13 protein-coding genes are annotated in these 16,410 nt (G+C 73.6%); 6 read left to right on the top strand and 7 right to left on the bottom strand.

Annotation, left to right across the window (positions count from 1 at the left end):
- The first annotated feature begins 88 nt into the window (after positions 1–88).
- Positions 89–649 carry a DinB family protein gene (locus tag BU198_RS15345; protein WP_188297408.1) on the top strand — a complete coding sequence of 187 codons (561 nt, stop codon included), beginning with the start codon at positions 89–91 and terminating at the stop codon, positions 647–649.
- Between the two features lie 59 nt (positions 650–708).
- On the opposite strand, the gene BU198_RS15340 is transcribed toward BU198_RS15345, so the two are convergent.
- Positions 709–924: a heavy-metal-associated domain-containing protein gene (locus BU198_RS15340; RefSeq protein WP_188297407.1), complete on the bottom strand. Its 216-nt coding sequence runs from the start codon at positions 922–924 to the stop codon at positions 709–711.
- Between the two features lie 340 nt (positions 925–1,264).
- Between BU198_RS15340 and BU198_RS15335 the strand changes: the two genes are divergently transcribed.
- Positions 1,265–1,981, top strand: coding sequence for a DUF3152 domain-containing protein (locus BU198_RS15335; protein ID WP_188297406.1), 717 nt, complete (start codon positions 1,265–1,267; stop codon positions 1,979–1,981).
- 242 nt (positions 1,982–2,223) lie between these two features.
- A complete protein-coding gene (locus tag BU198_RS15330; protein WP_188297421.1) occupies positions 2,224–3,135 on the top strand; it encodes a glutaminase in 912 nt (303 codons plus the stop codon).
- Between the two features lie 99 nt (positions 3,136–3,234).
- Here the strand turns inward: BU198_RS15330 and glmS are convergent, their stop codons facing one another.
- Together glmS and BU198_RS15320 are read right to left on the bottom strand one after the other, a co-directional pair.
- The gene (gene glmS, locus BU198_RS15325) at positions 3,235–5,061 is read right to left on the bottom strand and encodes a glutamine--fructose-6-phosphate transaminase (isomerizing) (protein ID WP_188297405.1); all 1,827 of its coding nucleotides are present in this window, start codon (positions 5,059–5,061) and stop codon (positions 3,235–3,237) included.
- Between the two features lie 46 nt (positions 5,062–5,107).
- On the bottom strand, positions 5,108–5,383 hold the full coding sequence (locus tag BU198_RS15320; RefSeq protein ID WP_030239679.1) for a hypothetical protein: 276 nt from the start codon (positions 5,381–5,383) through the stop codon (positions 5,108–5,110).
- A 216-nt stretch (positions 5,384–5,599) separates the two neighbouring features.
- Between BU198_RS15320 and asnB the strand changes: the two genes are divergently transcribed.
- The 3 genes from asnB to BU198_RS15305 all read left to right on the top strand — a co-directional run bounded on the left by asnB (position 5,600) and on the right by BU198_RS15305 (position 10,447).
- Positions 5,600–7,450, top strand: a complete 1,851-nt coding sequence (gene asnB / locus BU198_RS15315) for an asparagine synthase (glutamine-hydrolyzing) (protein ID WP_188297420.1) — start codon at positions 5,600–5,602, stop codon at positions 7,448–7,450.
- A gap of 227 nt (positions 7,451–7,677) precedes the next feature.
- A complete protein-coding gene (locus BU198_RS15310; RefSeq protein WP_188297404.1) occupies positions 7,678–8,802 on the top strand; it encodes a hypothetical protein in 1,125 nt (374 codons plus the stop codon).
- A gap of 190 nt (positions 8,803–8,992) precedes the next feature.
- Entirely contained in the window at positions 8,993–10,447 is a 1,455-nt protein-coding gene (locus tag BU198_RS15305; RefSeq protein WP_188297403.1) for a pyridoxal phosphate-dependent decarboxylase family protein, read from the top strand.
- Between the two features lie 51 nt (positions 10,448–10,498).
- Here BU198_RS15305 and BU198_RS15300 read toward each other — a convergent pair whose 3' ends face one another.
- The 4 genes from BU198_RS15300 to BU198_RS15285 form a co-directional block, all read right to left on the bottom strand.
- Entirely contained in the window at positions 10,499–11,179 is a 681-nt protein-coding gene (locus BU198_RS15300) for a hypothetical protein (RefSeq protein ID WP_188297402.1), read from the bottom strand.
- 155 nt (positions 11,180–11,334) lie between these two features.
- Positions 11,335–11,628 (bottom strand): muconolactone Delta-isomerase family protein, encoded by a 294-nt coding sequence (locus tag BU198_RS15295; RefSeq protein WP_188297401.1) that lies wholly within the window; start codon positions 11,626–11,628, stop codon positions 11,335–11,337.
- Positions 11,629–11,923: 295 nt separating this feature from the next.
- The gene (locus BU198_RS15290; protein WP_188297400.1) at positions 11,924–12,133 is read right to left on the bottom strand and encodes a hypothetical protein; all 210 of its coding nucleotides are present in this window, start codon (positions 12,131–12,133) and stop codon (positions 11,924–11,926) included.
- A 116-nt stretch (positions 12,134–12,249) separates the two neighbouring features.
- Entirely contained in the window at positions 12,250–16,293 is a 4,044-nt protein-coding gene (locus BU198_RS15285; RefSeq protein ID WP_188297399.1) for an amino acid adenylation domain-containing protein, read from the bottom strand.
- Positions 16,294–16,410: the final 117 nt, after the last annotated feature.

The raw sequence follows: 16,410 nt of genomic DNA, 5'->3' as shown, positions 1-16,410 counted from the left end.
CCCCGGGATTCAGGACAGGAAGTGACCGCAATGGTCCGTAGCGTTGTTCTTGTCCGAGGGAGCAGGAACCGAACGAAGGGCCGACACCATGACCACCACCGACGCCACCACCACCGCGACCACCACCGCCACCGGCAAGCTCACCGGCGAGCGCGCCGACCTCCTGGAGGCCCTGGAGAAGCAGCGGCACTTCCTCCGCTTCACCACCCGCGACCTCACCGACGAGCAGGCCGGCCTGCGGACCTGTGCGAGCGAGCTGTGCCTGGGCGGCCTGATCAAGCACGTGACCAGCGTCGAGCGGACCTGGGCGGAGTTCATCGTCCGGGGCCCGTCCGCGATGCCCGACTTCACCAACTGGACCGAGGAGGACCTCGCCCGCCGCGCGGACGAGTTCCGGATGCTGCCCGGCGAGACGCTGGCCGGCGTGCTCGCCGCCTACGCCGAGGTGGCCCGGCACACCGACCGGCTGGTCGCCGACCTGCCCGACCTGGACGCCGCCCAGCCGCTGCCGAAGGCCCCCTGGTTCGACGCGGACGTCACGTGGTCGGCCCGCCGGGTGCTGCTGCACGTCGCCAACGAGACCGCCCAGCACGCCGGCCACGCCGACATCATCCGGGAGTCCCTGGACGGCGCGAAGAGCATGGGCTGAGCCCGGGCCGGCCGCCGTCGGGGCCCGTCGGCATCGTCCGACGGGCCCCGGAGCCGCCCTCAGGCCCGCCCGACGAAGGTGAACCCGGCCCCGTCGACCGCCCCGCGCACCACCGCCTCGTCCAGCGGCTGCGCGGAGGCCACGGTGACCCGCCCGCTCGGCGCGTCGGCACTGACGTCGGTGACGCCGGGCAGCATGGCGAGCCCGGCACTGACCGTCCGCTCGCAGTGGCCGCAGCTCATCCCGTCGACGGTGAAAACAGCGGTGGTGGACATGGCGGTGCCTCCGATGGCATGGCGGACGGGAGGGATCGACCCGGACGGATCGACCGGCACCACGACACCCGAATCCGACGGCGCCGCGCAGGGACACGCCGTACGGGTGACACCATCGAGCGGTTCAGGGAACCACCCGGGCCTCCCGTCCGACAGGGCCCGCACCGTGGCGCACGCCACACTTGCCTGGCTTCCCGAACCGCCGCCCCACCCCGTCGCGTTCCTCCAGGTACGTCCCTTCGCAGCACCGGGCACCACCCGGGTACCACCGCGGACCGCCAGGTCGCCGCCCGGCCGCCCGGCCGCCCGGTCCGCCGATCCGTCCTGGAGCGCTTCCGCCATGTCCACCCCGGCCCCGCCCCGCCCCCTCATACGGCTCCGCCGCTGGAAGCCCTGGCACGGCGCCCTCGTCCTCGCGCTGGTCGCGGCCCTGGCCTCCGGCCTGCTCTGGTGGCAGCCGTGGAGCGACGAGGACCCGGACCGGCTGGCGTTCACCACCGCGCCCGGCGGGTCCGCCCGCTTCGGCACCGGCGAGCACCTGTACCGCTACAAGGTGCGGGTGGAGGACGGGATCGCGGAGAGCCCGGAACAGTTCGCCGCCGAGGTGGACGCGGTCCTCGGCGACGTCACGCACGGCTGGGCGGCCGGCGGCACGGCCTCGTTCCAGCGGATGCCCGCCGACCCGGTGGACTTCACCGTCTACCTGGCCACCCCGAAGTCCACCGACCGGATCTGCGGCCAGTACGGGCTGGACACCGGCGGCTGGGTGAACTGCGGCGTCACCCACCAGGTGGTCATCAACCTCAAGCGCTGGACCGAGCTGTCCGAGTTCTACCAGGGGCAGCCCGAGCAGTACCACGCGCTCGCCGTCAACCACGAGGTCGGCCACATCCTCGGCAACGGCCACGTCGACTGCCCCGGCCCTGGTGCCCCGGCGCCGGTGATGATGCAGCAGATCAAGGGCCTGCACGGCTGCGTCCCCAACGGCCGCCCGTACGGGGATGCCGGCGTCCTGCTCACCGGCCCGCCCGTCCAGGCCCCCACCAACGCGCCGTAGCCGACCCGCCGACCCGCCCGTCGAACCGCGGCGCCGCACGGCATCGCATGGCACCGCACGGCCCTGAACGACACCGACCCCCCACCCCCTCCCGAACCGTCCGCCCGAAACACGGATAATCCTGGTCGGACCGGACGCACCCGCACCGCGCGCCCGGTCCCGGTCGTGTCCGCCGTCGGTGCCGGTGAAGCAGGGAAGAGCGTGGAGGAGAAGCGTTGAACGGTGTGACCACCGGGGAGAACCTGGACTGGCCGGTGCTGCTGGAGGCCGCGGAGGCGGCCGCCCGGGCGACCACGGGCCGGGGCCGGGTCGCCGACTACATCCCGGCCCTCGCCACCGCCGACCCGGAGGCCTTCGGCATGGCCGTCGCCACCGTCGACGGGGAGCTGTACGGCGTCGGGGACTGGGAGCGGCCGTTCTCCGTCCAGAGCGTCTCGAAGCTGTTCTCGCTCGCCCTCGCGGTGGCCTACGGCGGCGACACGCTCTGGCGGGGCGTCGGCCGCGAGCCGTCCGGCAACCCGTTCAACTCCCTGGTGCAGCTGGAGACCGAACACGGCATCCCGCGCAACCCGTTCATCAACGCCGGGGCCCTGGTGGTCACCGACCGCCTCCAGACCATGACCGGCGACGCCTCCGGCGCGGTACGGGAGTTCCTGCGCCGCGAGTCCGGGAACCCGCTGCTCGACACCGACCCGGTGGTCGCCGCCTCGGAGGCCGAACACGGCCACCGCAACGCGGCGCTGGCCCACTTCATCGCCAGCCACGGCAACCTGGAGAACCCGGTCGAGACCGTCCTGGAGCACTACTACGCCCACTGCGCCGTCGCCGCCGGCTGCCGCGACCTGGTGCTGGCCGGCTCCTTCCTCGCCCGCTACGGCGTGCGCACCGACGGCACCCGGCTGGTGTCCCGCAGCGAGGCGAAGCGGCTCAACGCCGTCCTGCTCACCTGCGGCACCTACGACGCGGCCGGCGAGTTCGCCTTCCGGGTGGGCCTGCCCGGCAAGAGCGGCGTCGGCGGCGGCGTCCTCGCCATACTCCCCGGCCGTGCCGCGGTCTGCGCCTGGGGCCCGCGCCTCGACCAGGCCGGCAACTCCGTCGCCGCGGTCACCGCCCTGGACACCCTGACCACCCTCTCGGGGTGCTCGGTCTTCTGAGGAAGCGGGCGACCGGGCCCCGGCCGTCCGCACGGCGACCGGGGCCCGGTGGTTCCAACGGCGACGGCCGTCCGGCTGCCCGGCTGCCCGGGGTGACGGCTACTCCACCGTCACGCTCTTCGCCAGGTTGCGCGGCTTGTCCACGTCCCGGCCGAGGGAGACCGCCGCGTGGTACGCGAGCAGCTGGAGCGGGATGTTGAGCAGCAGCGGGTCCAGCTCGGGCTCGCTCCTGGGCACCAGGATGCAGTGGTCCGCGAGCTTCTCCTCCGGCCGCCGGTGGGCGATGGCGATGACCCGCCCCGAGCGGGCCTTGATCTCGCCCAGCGTGGTCAGGTTCTTGTCCAGCAGCTCGTCGTCCGGCACCAGTGCCACGGTGGGCAGTTCGGGGCTGATCAGCGCCAGCGGGCCGTGCTTGAGCTCGCTCGCCGGGTAGGCCTCGGCGTGCACGTAGGAGATCTCCTTGAGCTTCTGCGCGCCTTCGCGGGCCACCGGGTAGCCGCGCACCCGGCCGATGAACATCATGCCCGTTGAGTCGGCGTACTCGGCGGCGAGTCCGGCGATGGCCTCGCTCTGCTCCAGCACCTCGCGGATCTGGTCCGGCAGCGCCTTGAGCGCCGAGACGATCCGGCGCCCGTCGGCGGGCGACAGGTCGTGGATGCGCCCGAAGTGCAGGGCGAGCAGCGCGAAGGCGACCACGGTGGAGGTGAACGCCTTGGTGGAGGCGACCGAGACCTCGGGACCGGCGTGCAGGTAGATACCGCCGTCACACTCTCGGGCGATAGCACTGCCCACGGTGTTGACGACGCCGAGCACCCGGCCGCCCTTGCGCTTGACCTCCTGGACGGCGGCCAGCGTGTCGTAGGTCTCGCCGGACTGGCTGACCGCGACGTACAGGGTGTCCGCCTCGATCACCGGGTTCCGGTAGCGGAACTCCGAGGCCGGCTCGCTGTGCGCGGGGATCCGGGCCAGCTCCTCGATCAGCTGCGCGCCCATCTCGCCCGCGTAGTAGGCCGATCCGCAGCCGAGGATCTTCACCCGGCGGATCTCGCGCAGCTCCCTGGCATCCAGGTTGAGGCCGCCGAGGTGCGCGGTGGCGAAGCGCTCGTCGAGCCGGCCGCTCAGGGTGCGCTCGACCGAGCCGGGCTGCTCGTGGATCTCCTTGAGCAGGAAGTGCTCGTAGCCGCCGGTGTCGTAGGAGTCGACCTCCCAGTCCACGGTGGACGGCTGGCGGTGCGTGGTGCGGGCGTCCTCGGTGAAGGTGCGGAAGCCGTCGGCCCGGACGGTGGCCAGCTCGCCGTCCTCCAGGTGGACGACCTGGCGGGTGTAGCGGACCAGCGCGGAGACGTCCGAGGCGACGAACATCTCCTTCTCGCCGATGCCCAGCACGATCGGGCTGCCGTTGCGGGCGACCACGATCCGGTCCGGCCGCTCGGCGTCGAGCACCGCGATGCCGTAGGTGCCGACCACCCGGCCGAGCGCGGCGCGGACGGCGTCCTCCAGCTCGACGCCCTCGGCGACGTTCGCGGCGATCAGGTGGGCGAGCACCTCGGTGTCGGTCTCGGAGCGGAACACCGCGCCGTCGGCGGTGAGCTTGGCCCGCAGCTCGTCGGCGTTCTCGACGATGCCGTTGTGGACGACGGCGATGCGCTCGGCGCCGTCCAGGTGGGGGTGGGCGTTGGCGTCGCTGGGGACGCCGTGGGTGGCCCAGCGGGTGTGGCCGATGCCGGTGGTGCCCTTGAACCGGGCCGGCACGGCGGCGGCCAGGTCGGCCACCCGGCCCTTCACCTTGCGGAGCTTGATCCCGCCGCCGCGCCCGGTGACGGCGACGCCGGCCGAGTCGTAGCCGCGGTACTCCAGCCGCGCCAGCCCCTCCAGCAGGAAGGGGGTCGCGTCCTTGGGGCCGATGTAGGCCACGATTCCGCACATGCGTGGTCTCCTCTCCGGAGGTCTTCAGAAGGTCGGGAACGGCGGCTCAGCCGTAGACGATCCGCCGCAGCTGGCGGGCCGAGAGCTCCGGCGCTGCGACCCGGCGCTGCGGCAGTTCCTCGGCGAGCCTGGCGAAGATCCGCTCGTTGGTCAGACCGCGTGCCTGGAGCTCGGTGTGGCGGCGGCGCACGTACTCCTCGGTGTTCTCGGAGAAGTACGCCAGCACCTCCGCCACGACCCGCGCCGCCTCCCTGGGCCCGAGCGGGCTGGTCCTGGTGAGGTGGGCGAGGAGGTCTTCGTGAGGGTGGGGTGAGCTCGGCACGAGTGAGGAGCCTAGGTCGGACGGACCGTCGGATCCAAAGTTCCTGCCCGAAATCGGGCAGACATTACGACTTTCAGCCTAGCTCCATCGCTTCTTCACATTCGGGTGCCGACCGGCCACCCGTTCGCCCCGGTTCTCGAAAGCCCCTTGAAGCGGCGACGACTCCGCACGTAGCGTGACCCCTTGAACACGAAGCGGAAGACCGGAGGCTTGCGGATGTGCGGGATCACCGGATGGGTCGCCTACGAGCGCGACCTCACCGCCGAGCGGGGTGTCCTCGACGCGATGACGGCCACCCAGCTCCGCCGCGGCCCGGACGCCGGCGGCGTCCACCTGGAGCCGCACGCCGCGCTCGGCCACCGCCGGCTCGCGGTGATCGACATCGCGGGCGGCGTCCAGCCGATGACGGCCGAGCACGACGGCCGGCCACTGGCCGTCCTCACCTACAGCGGCGAGGTCTACAACCACCGCGAGCTGCGCGCGGAACTGGAGGCGGCCGGGCACCGCTTCCGCACCCGCAGCGACACCGAGGTCGTGCTGCGCGCCTACCTGGAGTGGGGCGAACACCTGGCCGAGCGGCTCAACGGGATGTTCGCCTTCGCGGTGTGGGACATCCGGCGCGAGGAGCTGCTGCTGGTCCGCGACCGGATGGGCGTCAAACCCCTGTACTACCACCGCACCCGGGACGGCGTGGTCTTCGGCTCCGAGGTCAAGGCCCTGCTCGCCCACCCCGCCGTACGCCCCGTGGTGGACCTGGACGGGCTGCGCGAACTGCTCGGCTACACCCGCACGCCCGGCCTCACCCCGTACCGGGACATCCACGAGGTCCGGCCCGGGCACGTCGTCCGGGTGCGCCGCGAGGGCCTCTCGGTCCGCCGCTACTGGGCGCTGGAGGCACGCGAGCACGCGGACAGCCTGGAGGCCACCGTCGCCACCGTCCGGGCCCTGCTGGACGACATCGTGCACCGTCAGCTCGAATCGGACGTGCCGCTCTGCTCGCTGCTCTCCGGCGGCCTGGACTCCAGCGCCGTCACCGCCCTCGCCGCCCGGACGCTGGGCGCCGCCGGGGCAGGGCCGGTGCGCTCCTTCGCCGTCGGCTTCGCGGGCCAGAGCGAGACCTTCCTCGCCGACGACGTCCGGCAGACCCAGGACGGCCCGTTCGCCCGGCTGCTCGCCGACCACGTCGGCGCCGACCACAGCGTCATCGAGCTGGACGCCGCCGACCTCTCCGACCCGTCCCGGCGCTCCGTCGTGCTGCGCGCCCGCGACCTGCCGAACGGCGTCGGCGACATGGACACCTCGCTGATGCTGCTCTTCCGGGGCGTGCGCCGGCACTCCACCGTCGCCCTGTCCGGCGAGTCCGCGGACGAGCTCTTCGGCGGCTACCGCTGGTTCCACGACCCGAAGACGATCGCCGTCGAGGACTTCCCCTGGGCGCTCGGGCTCACCGACATCGCCGGCGGCGGCGCCACCCCGCGCGAGCACCTCCTCGACGCCGAACTGCTCCGCAAGCTCGATCTGGACGGCTACCGCAGGGCCCGCTACCGCGAGGCGATCGCGGAGGTCCCGCACCTGCCGGCGGCCGATCCGACGGAGCGGCGGATGCGCGAGATCTCGTACCTCAACCTGACCCGCTTCGTCTGCATCCTGCTCGACCGCAAGGACCGGATGAGCATGACCAACGGCCTGGAGGTACGGGTGCCGTTCTGCGACCACCGGCTGGTCCAGTACGTGTTCAACGCCCCGTGGGCGATGAAGTCCTTCGACGGGCGGGAGAAGAGCCTGCTGCGCGCGGCCGTCCGGGACGTGCTGCCGGCCGCCGTCGCCGAGCGGGCGAAGAGCCCGTACCCGGTCACCACCGACCCGCACTACCCGGCGAAGCTGCGCGCCGAACTCGCCCGGCTCGCCGCCGAGCGCAGGTCCCCGGCCCTGGACCTGCTCGACCGGCGGCGCCTCGCCGACGCGCTCGCCCCGGAGACCGACCCGCAGTCCGTCCGGCTGGCCGTGGACCTCGCGCTGGACTTCGACGCCTGGCTGACGGAGTACCAGGTGACGCTGGAGCTGTGAGCACCCGGGCACCGAGGACCGCCACCCGGACGGCGCAGCGGTCCCCGGCCGCGCCCGGATACTCCGTCCGGGTGATTGTGGGGAAGCATCCCGCCGGACTCCGGGGTCCCACGGTGCGGTAGCGTCGCCGACACCTCCCGAATGGCGGGCGATTTCGCGGATAACCCGCTCATGTGCCGTCAGGATGGGAACGAAACGTTCGCCTCGATCCGCCGGGGGATCCCGTCATGCAGCCGCGAGTCTTCGCGATTCTCACCGCCCTGCTCCTGGGCGTCCTGGGCCTGGGGTCGGTGGCCGTCACCGACTGGTCGCCCGCGGCGGCCACCGCGACCCAGGCCGCCAAGGCCTCCGGGGCCCCCGCCGCCGGAGCCGGCGCCCAGCCGGCCGCGGCCGGTCCCGCGAGCGCCACCCCGACCGGCGACCCGGCGGTGTGGACCCGCTCGACGCTCCGCAACAAGCTGATGGCCGAGATGGACGCCACCGATCCCGGTGTCGCCCTGGCCGACCTCGACAAGATCAGCAAGGAGAAGCCGTACACCGTGCGCTTCTGCCACCCGATCGCGCACGAGCTCGGCCACGCGGCGGTCAAGCGCTTCAACGCCGACTTCCAGAAGGTCATCTCCTTCCCGCACGAGACCTGCGCGGCCGGCTACCTGCACGGCGCGGTCGAGGAGATGCTCAACGCCTCCTCCCAGCCGGAGACGGACCTGCTCAAGCTCTGCGCACCCAAGAACAGCGGGCCCTGCATCCACGGCGTCGGCCACGGCACCATGTTCGTGGTCAAGCAGGACGTGGCCAAGGCGCGCGACCTGTGCAACAAGTTCCCCTCCGACCAGAACAGGATCCGCTGCTCCGAGGGCCTGTTCATGCAGCTCTTCGGTCCGGACGAGGAGGACGAGCAGGCCAAGGCCAACCTGCCCGCCGACAAGCTCGCCCAGGACCCGCTCTACCCGTGCAAGGACCAGCCGTCGCTGTTCCAGTCCGCCTGCTTCTTCTACGCCCCGACGTTCTACCTGTCCTCGCACGACTACCCGAACCACCCCGAGGTCTACGCCGAGGCCCTCAAGTGGTGCCTCAACGGCAAGGCCGGCGGCGGGGCGGTGGACTGCAGCCGCGGGGTCGGCTCGCGCACCATGAAGTACAACCTGGACCGCGAGGACTGGGCGTCCCAGCAGTGCGCCACCGCGGCGGACGGCTGGCAGCGCAAGGCCTGCGCCGAGGGCCTGGTCAGCTACTACACGGTCAACTACACCGACGGCGGCGCGGCAGGACGGCTCTGCGCCAAGATCACCGACAAGGAGATGCAGGGGTACTGCCGCTCGGCGAGCGGCCTGTCCAGCACGCTGGACTGACGCCCATGGCCTCCCCGGACCGGCCTTCCCCGGCCCCGCTGACCTGCACTCCCGTCTCACCATGAGGGCCCGCGCCACGGCGCGGGCCCTTTTTCGTACGATCGACTCTCCGTAAGATCACCGGACCACGGTGCGCCGAGGAAGCCGCGCCTCCCCCAGTCCCTCCCCCCGGCCTCCCTGGAGCACGCCCATGACCACCGAGGACTTCCCCGGCGCCGAAGTCCGCAGCGCCGACTTCCGCAGCGCCGCCCACGCCACCGCCGACCTCGTCGCCGACTACCTCGCCGAACTGCCCGACCGCCCGGTCTGGCAGCCCATGGACGAGACCGCCCGCCGGGCCCTGCTCGACGCCCCGCTGCCCGCCGGGGGCCGCCCGCTCGACGAGCTGATCGGCGCCATCGGGCGCGACGTCCTCCCGTACCCGATGGGCAACGGCAACCCGCGCTTCTTCGGCTGGGTCAACTCCGCCCCCGCGCCCGCCGGGGTGCTCGCCACCCTCGCCGCCTCCGCGATGAACCCCAGCTCGGCCGGCGGCGACCACGCCGACGTCCACCTGGAGCGCGCCGTGGTCCGCTGGATAGCCGAGCTGGTCGGCTTCCCGCACCCGGCCGGCGGCGGCCTGCTCACCTCCGGCACCTCGATGGCGACCATCGTCTGCCTCGCCGCCGCCCGCGACCGGGCCGCCCGGCAGGCCGGCCGGAACGTCCGCGAGGACGGCCTGGGCAGCCTGCCGCCGCTGGTCGGCTACGTCACCGGCGAGACCCACACCTGCGTCCGCAAGGCCGCCGAACTCCTCGGCCTCGGCAGCAGGCAGCTGCGCACCGTGGCCACCGGCCCCGACGGCCGGCTGGACATCGCCGACCTGCGCTCGGCCGTCGAGCGGGACCGTGCGGACGGCCTGCTGCCCTTCCTGGTCGTCGCCTCGGCCGGCACCGTCGGCACCGGCGCGGTGGACGAGTTCGGCCCGATCGCCGACCTGTGCGAGGAGCAGCGGCTCTGGCTGCACGTGGACGGCGCGTACGGCGCCTTCGGCCGGCTCGACCCGGCCATCGCCCACCGCTACGCCGGCCTGGAGCGCGCCGACTCGCTCGCCCTCGACCCGCACAAGTGGCTCGGCGTCCCGGTCGACTGCGGCTGCGCGCTGGTCCGCGACACCGAGGAGCTGCGCGGCACCTTCAGCCTCGTCCCGTCCTACCTGCGCGACGAGGCGGCCGGCGCGCTCGGCTGGTTCTCCGAGTACGGCACCGAGCAGACCCGGCCCTTCCGCGCCCTCAAGGTCTGGGCCACCATCGCCCACAAGGGCCGGGCCGGCCTCGCCCAGGACATCGCCCGGTGCACCGCGCTGGCCCGCCGCCTCGGCGAACTCATCGCGGTGGACGAGGAGTTGGAGCTGCTCGCCGAGGTGCAGACCTCGATCGTGGCGTTCCGCCACCGCGCGCCGGGGCTGGACGAGCGGGCCCGCGACGCCCTCAACCGCGACCTCCCCGCCGCCGTCCAGCAGCGCGGCCGGGTGTTCGTGACCGGCGCCCGGCTCGGCACCGACGAGATGCTCCGCGCCTGCCTCCTCAACGCCACCACGACGGAGGCCGACCTCCGGCTCCTGCTCGCCGAGGTCAAGGCGACGGCCGCCGGGCTGCTGCGGTAGCGGGTCCCGGCCGGCGCCGGGCGGGTCGACCGGTGCCGGCCAGGACGGCGGTCAGTCCTTCGCCTCGACCTCGACCGCCGCGCGGATCTCCAGCGTGCGCTGCGCCAGGTCCTGCGGCGCGAGCTCGCCGGTCCAGTCGATGACGATGCCGAGCGTGGTTCCGTCCGCCCACGCGCAGACGGCCCCCGAGTCCTCTCCGGACCCCACCACCGCGCAGTCGAGCGCGCCCTGGAGGGGACCCGCCGGGTAGTCCCGGCGGTCCACGGCCTTGTCGCCGGTCACCGGATCCACGGCGAAGAACCTGTCCAGCTGGTACCTCGCGTCCGCGAAGGTCCCGGTCAGCCCGATCACCGTCAGCGAGGGCTCGGTCGACCCGGCGCTCCCGTAGGCAGCCATCGCCAGCTCCCGGTACGGGCGGAACGGGGTCAGGTTCTTCTCCATGTCGAGGCGCCCGGCCCTGAAGGACTCGTCCTCCGGCAGCCGGAACTGGTAGCCGATCTCCTCCGGCAGCACGATCCGGTGCCTGGGCAGGTCGCCGGCGCCGGTCACCACGGCCACGGTCAGCGCGGTGAACAGGCCCACGACCACCGCCCCCGCGATCAGGGCCTTGGGGGACGTCCTGCGATACCAGGGCAGGGGAGCCACCGGTTCCAGGGTGTTCGCCCAGATCGCCCGGAGGCCGCCGGGCTCCTCGATGGCGGGCTCCGGGGTGGGGGACTGCTCGGCTTCCATACCGCCCGTCTCATCTCACTCGTGTGATCGTTCGCTGAACGAACCCACGGATGGTACGCCACCGCATCAGGGCCGTGCACCGGCGTTTCGGCACCGGCCCGATCGCCCCCGGGAGCTCTGCCGAAGCCCGGCCGCCCAAGCCGCCCGACCGGCCGTCAGAGCCGGTTCCCCGGGTCGTTCGGGTGCGGCTCCAAGGCCGTCACCGTGGCCGTCATCCACGGCCACAGCGGCAGACTGCCGAGCACCTCCGCACGCAGCTCCGCCTCGTCCGCCGCCGCCCAGACGCCGATGCTGCGGCGCTCGCCCACCGGCCGCCACAGCCGTACCAGCCGTCCGGCGGCGGCCAGCTCACGGGCGCGGACGGCCTCGGCGGCGCGCCGCCGGTCCACCTCCTCGGCGGGGGTGCCCTCGGGCACGACGGTCGTGATCTCGACCAGGAACTCGTTCACGGCACGGCTCCGTTCTCAGGGGGTTCCGGCGGTCACCCCCGGACCGGGGCTCCGCCTCGTCCTCATCGTCCGCCCGCCACCCGTCCGCCACCCGTCCGGCGCGGGGGCGGTTCGGGGGCGGTTCGGCGTTGCCCGGCCGTGGCACCCGGCCTACCGTCGGGGAAGCCGACCGACGGCCGCCCGGAAGGACCGGGCCGGGAGCGAGGCCGGCGCCATCCCCCACCCCGCCACCGGGCCGACGCCGGTGCGGGCCCACCGGGGCCCGCACCGGCGAGGGCGCGGCACGGGTGGCGGCTCAGCCCCGGTCGGCGGGCCGGACGACGCAGGCCGAGTTCGCCAGCATCGAGCCGAAGCCGCCGAACAGGGTGCCGATCACCTGCCGGCAGGTGGCGGCCTCCTCGGGTGTCGTGGGGCCGTCGGCGGCGGCCGGCTGGGCGAGGGCGAGCGGCAGGGCGAGCAGCAGGGCGCAACAGGCCGTGGCCAGTGCGGAGTTCTTCACGGACATCGGAAAGCCCCTTCGGAGGGAGACGGGATCGGCGGTGAAGCCGAGCCATCCCTATCCGAAGGGGCCGCTCCGCTCACGGATTCTGGGCCATCCGTGAGCGTTTCCACATCATCCGATCAGCGGCCCGGGAGATCACCCGCTACCGACGTGGGAGCCGGAGCCGACCGCTCCACCTCCCGGATCGCGGCGGCGAGTTCGGCGACCCCGTGCTCCCGCAGCACCCCGTAGTGGTCACCCGACAGGTCGACCACGGTGGGCGGGGCGGCGGAGTAGCCACTGCTGCCCTCGATGAAGGAGTAGTCGTCGCCCGCGGCCTTGAAGACCGTCACCCGGGCGTCCAGCCGCCGCTCGGCGAGTTCGCGGAAGCTGTACTCGAACTCGTAGGTCTCGCCGACGATCCCGGTGATCCGGCGGATCAACTCCTCGTCCAGCTCCGGCAGCATCCGGTGCACGGTGGCAACGAAGGTGGACTCGTCCACCGTCTCGGCCAGACAGCGCTCCAGCTCGGGCCCGCGGATCCGGCCGGTGAACACCCCGAACAGGATGGTCAGGTACGCCGGATCGGCGTACGAGGCCTCGCGGCCCCGCCGCCCGCCGTCGCCCCCGCGCACCTTCGGGTTGCCGGGGCAGATCAGCAGCAGCCGCTCCACCCGCTGCCCGGCCCGCTCCAGCTGCCAGGCCGCCTCGAAGGCGACCCGGGCGCCGAAGGAGAAGCCCCACAGCGTGTACGGCCCCTCCGGCTGCACCCGGCGCAGCTCGGCGACGTCGGCGGCGGCCATCTCCCGGATGGTCGGGTACGGCGTCTCGCCCGCGTTGATGCCGTGCGCCTGGACGCCGTAGAAGGCCCGGCCCCCGCGCGCCTCCCGGCCGAGCAGCCGCAGGTTCATCGGGTAGCCGCCCAGCCCGGGCCAGCAGAACACGGCCCGGCCGGCCTCCCCCGGGTGCAGCGGCACCAGCCGCGAGACCGGGCCCCGCCCGCCACGCCCGGCATCGCGTCCGGCACCACGCCCGGCACCGTCACCGCGGGCCCGCTCGATGCGCGCGGCCAGGTCCCCCAGCCGGGGGCACTCGAACAGCACCTGGAGCGGCAGCGCGATGCCGAACTCGCGGTTGATCCGGTTGACCAGGGCGACGGCGATCAGCGAGTTCCCGCCGACCGCGAAGAACTCGTCCGTCACCGAGACGTCCTCGTACGTCAGCGCCCGCCCCCAGACCCCGGCCAGCCACCGCTCGCACTCCGTGCCGGGCGCGACGTACGCGCCGCGCACACCGGCCGTCCGGACGGCCTCGGAGGCGGCCAGCGCCCCGAGGTCCACCTTGCCGTTCGCGGTGAGCGGCAGGGCGTCCAGCACCAGCACCCGGTTGGGCAGCATGTAGTCGGGCAGCAGGGTGGCCAGTTCGTCCTTGATGATCTCGGCCGGGCCCTTCATGTGGACGGTGTCCTCGCGCATCCCCTCGCTGCGGATCTGCTCCTCGCTCACCTTCCCGCCGAGGAAGAAGTACGAGGGGCCCGGGGCGATGCCGCGGCCGGCCAGGATCTCGTCGATGCGACGCGCGGCGGGCAGTGGACGGCCGGACCTGGAGCTGTAGCCGGAGGACATGAAGCCCAGGGCCAGGCCGTTGCGCTGGAGGCGGTGCAGCACCGTGCCCAGCTCGATGTACTCCAGCCACTCCTCCTCGGCGCGGCTGACGGCCGTGATGCCGAACGCGGCCCTGGCGTAGACGGCCTGGTTGATCGCGATCACGTGCCTGGACTCCACCACCTCGTCCGCGACGCGCGTCAACTCGCCATCGGCGTACCGGTAGAGGCCGCCCGGCAGGCCGTCCACCCGGCCCTCGTGGGCCTGGACGTACAGCTCGACGCGCTCGGCCCGCGCCGGGCCGCCGGCCCGGACGACCGCGAAGCCGCCCAGGTAGTGGTCCTCCTCGGCGACGTCCAGCCGCTCCTTGGCCGCCGGGCCGGGGCCGAGCGGGCGGACGTCCAGCCCGTACTCGGGCAGCACCTCCTCCAGGACGCCCAGCATGTGGCCGGTCTCGAACTCCAGCACCTCACGGATGTTGTTCTTGTAGACGGGCTCGATGGCGCCGTGCTTCCCGGAGAAGTGCAGCGTCAGGTAGGCCTCGGCACGGACCTCGGCGGGCCCGATCCGGACCAGGGCGTGCTCGACCGGGTGGTAGTAGTACAGCCCCGCCGCGAGCCCGTCCAGGCCGCCGGTCTCCAGGTACAGCTGGGTCGCGTACAGCGCGCCGGGCGAGGCGTAGGCGTACTTCGGCAGCAGCCGCTCCTCGCTGTGGAACTGGCCGAACCACCGCAGTACGCGGCCGAGTTCGGGGAAGCTCAGCAGCTCCAGGCCGCGCCCGAAGGTGCCGGCCGGGCGCGGGGCGAGCAGCGCGGTGAGGTCGTCCGCGGTGACCGTGCCGCCGTCGTAGAAGCGGTAGGTCTTGCGGGCGAAGGCCTCCCGGCGCTGGGCCTCGGTCTCCTTCCGGCCGGGCAGCCCGACCCGCTCGCGGCCGTCCAGCCGGGCCGGGTCGCGCAGGCCGGGATCGGACAGCTGGGCCCTGACCTGGAGCTTGCTGGCCTTGGACTGGTGGTGGCCGCCGTGGTCGCCCTGGTCCATCAGCGCCGCCTCGCGCGGGTTGAGCTCGACGCAGGCGACCAGGTCCGGGTGCCCGGTGCGGTCGTCCCCGGTGACGACCGCGGCCGAGCGGCGCACCCAGGTGTGCTCCTCGATCGCGCGGGCGATCTCGTCCAGCTCGACCCGGTACCCGCGCAGCTTGACCTGGTTGTCCACCCGGCCGGCGAACTGGAGCGTGCCGTCCGGGTTCCACCGCACGAGGTCGCCGGTGCGGTAGAGCCGCTCGCCGGGGACGAACGGGGAGCGGACGAACCGCTCGGCGGTCAGCTCCGGCCGGTTCAGGTAGCCGCGGGCCAGCTGGACGCCGCCGATGTACAGCTCGCCGACGCCGTCCGCGGCCACCGGCACCAGTGCGTCGTCCAGGACGTGGCACTGGGTGTCGGCCACCGGCCGGCCGATCGGCACCGAGCCGGCTCCGTCGACCGGATCGGCCGGGTCCACCACGTACGAGGTGGCGTTGATGGTGCACTCGGTCGGGCCGTACAGGTTGACCAGCTCCGCCCGCGGCAGGGCCAGGACCAGGTCGCGGGCGAGCCGTCGGGACAGCGCCTCGCCGCCGGAGAACACCCGGGCCAGGCTGGTGCAGCGGGTGAAGCCCTCGGTGTCCAGCAGCGCCCGGAGCAGGGTGGGCACGCACTGGAGCGCGGTCACCCGGTGCCGCTGCACGGCGGCGACCAGCGCCTCCGGGTCCCGGTGGAGGCCGGGCGTGCCGGCCACCACCCTGGCGCCGACGGCCGGGGCGAGGATCTCCCACTGCGCGGCGTCGAAGCTCATCGGGGTCTTCTGGAGCACGGTGACCGCGGGGTCGAGGTGCCCGGCGGAGAGCAGCCAGCGCAGCTGGGAGACCACCGAGCGGTGCTCGATCAGCACGCCCTTGGGCCGGCCGGTGCTGCCCGAGGTGTAGATCACATAGGCCAGCGACTCCGGCCCGGCCGCGTCCTCCTCGGGCTGCTCCTCGGCGGCGTCCCGAGGCAGGGGCCCGGACTCGGCCCGAGGCACGGCCCGGGACGTGGCCCGAGGCAGGGACCGGACCGGCAGGACGTCCTCGAAGGTGACGATCACGGTCCCGGCCGGGACCAGCCCGGCCAGCCGCTCGCGCAGGTGCGCCTGGGCGAGCACGATCCCGGTGCCGCTGTCCTCGATCATGTAGCGGAGCCGCTCCTCGGGGTACTCGGGCGACAGCGGCAGGTAGCCGGCCCCGGCGTACAGGACGCCCCAGGCCCCGACGACCAGCTCGACGGACGGCTCCGCGTACAGGCCGACGCAGCCGTCCGGTCCGGCGCCCAGGTCGCGCAGCCGCGCGGCCAGCCGGCGGGCGATCTCCGACAGCTCCCGGAAGGTGAGTCCGCCGGCCTCACCGAGGACGGCCGGGGCACCGGGCCGGCTGCGCGCCTGCCGGTCGAGAAGCCCGGTGAGCGCGGTGCCGGCCGGGGCGCGGCGGGCGTGCGGGACGGCAGGGGTGCCGGTGGCGGCGGTGGCAGTGTCGGTGTCGGTGGCGGTGTTGACGGGCGGGGTGTCGTGCATGGGAACGGCCTTCGCTGCGTGGACGTACGGGCTTGGCCTCCTGCGTCACCAGGAGCACCGGGAACGGAATCCACCGTCGGCCGCCCGCCGTCCCACCCGCATGAGGCACCGGCCGGG

The sequence above is a fragment of the Streptomyces sp. CBMA156 genome (assembly GCF_014596515.1).
Taxonomy (GTDB): Bacteria; Actinomycetota; Actinomycetes; order Streptomycetales; family Streptomycetaceae; genus Kitasatospora.
Note: the sequence above shows the minus strand (reverse complement) of the source record. Positions and strands in the feature narration are given on the sequence as shown.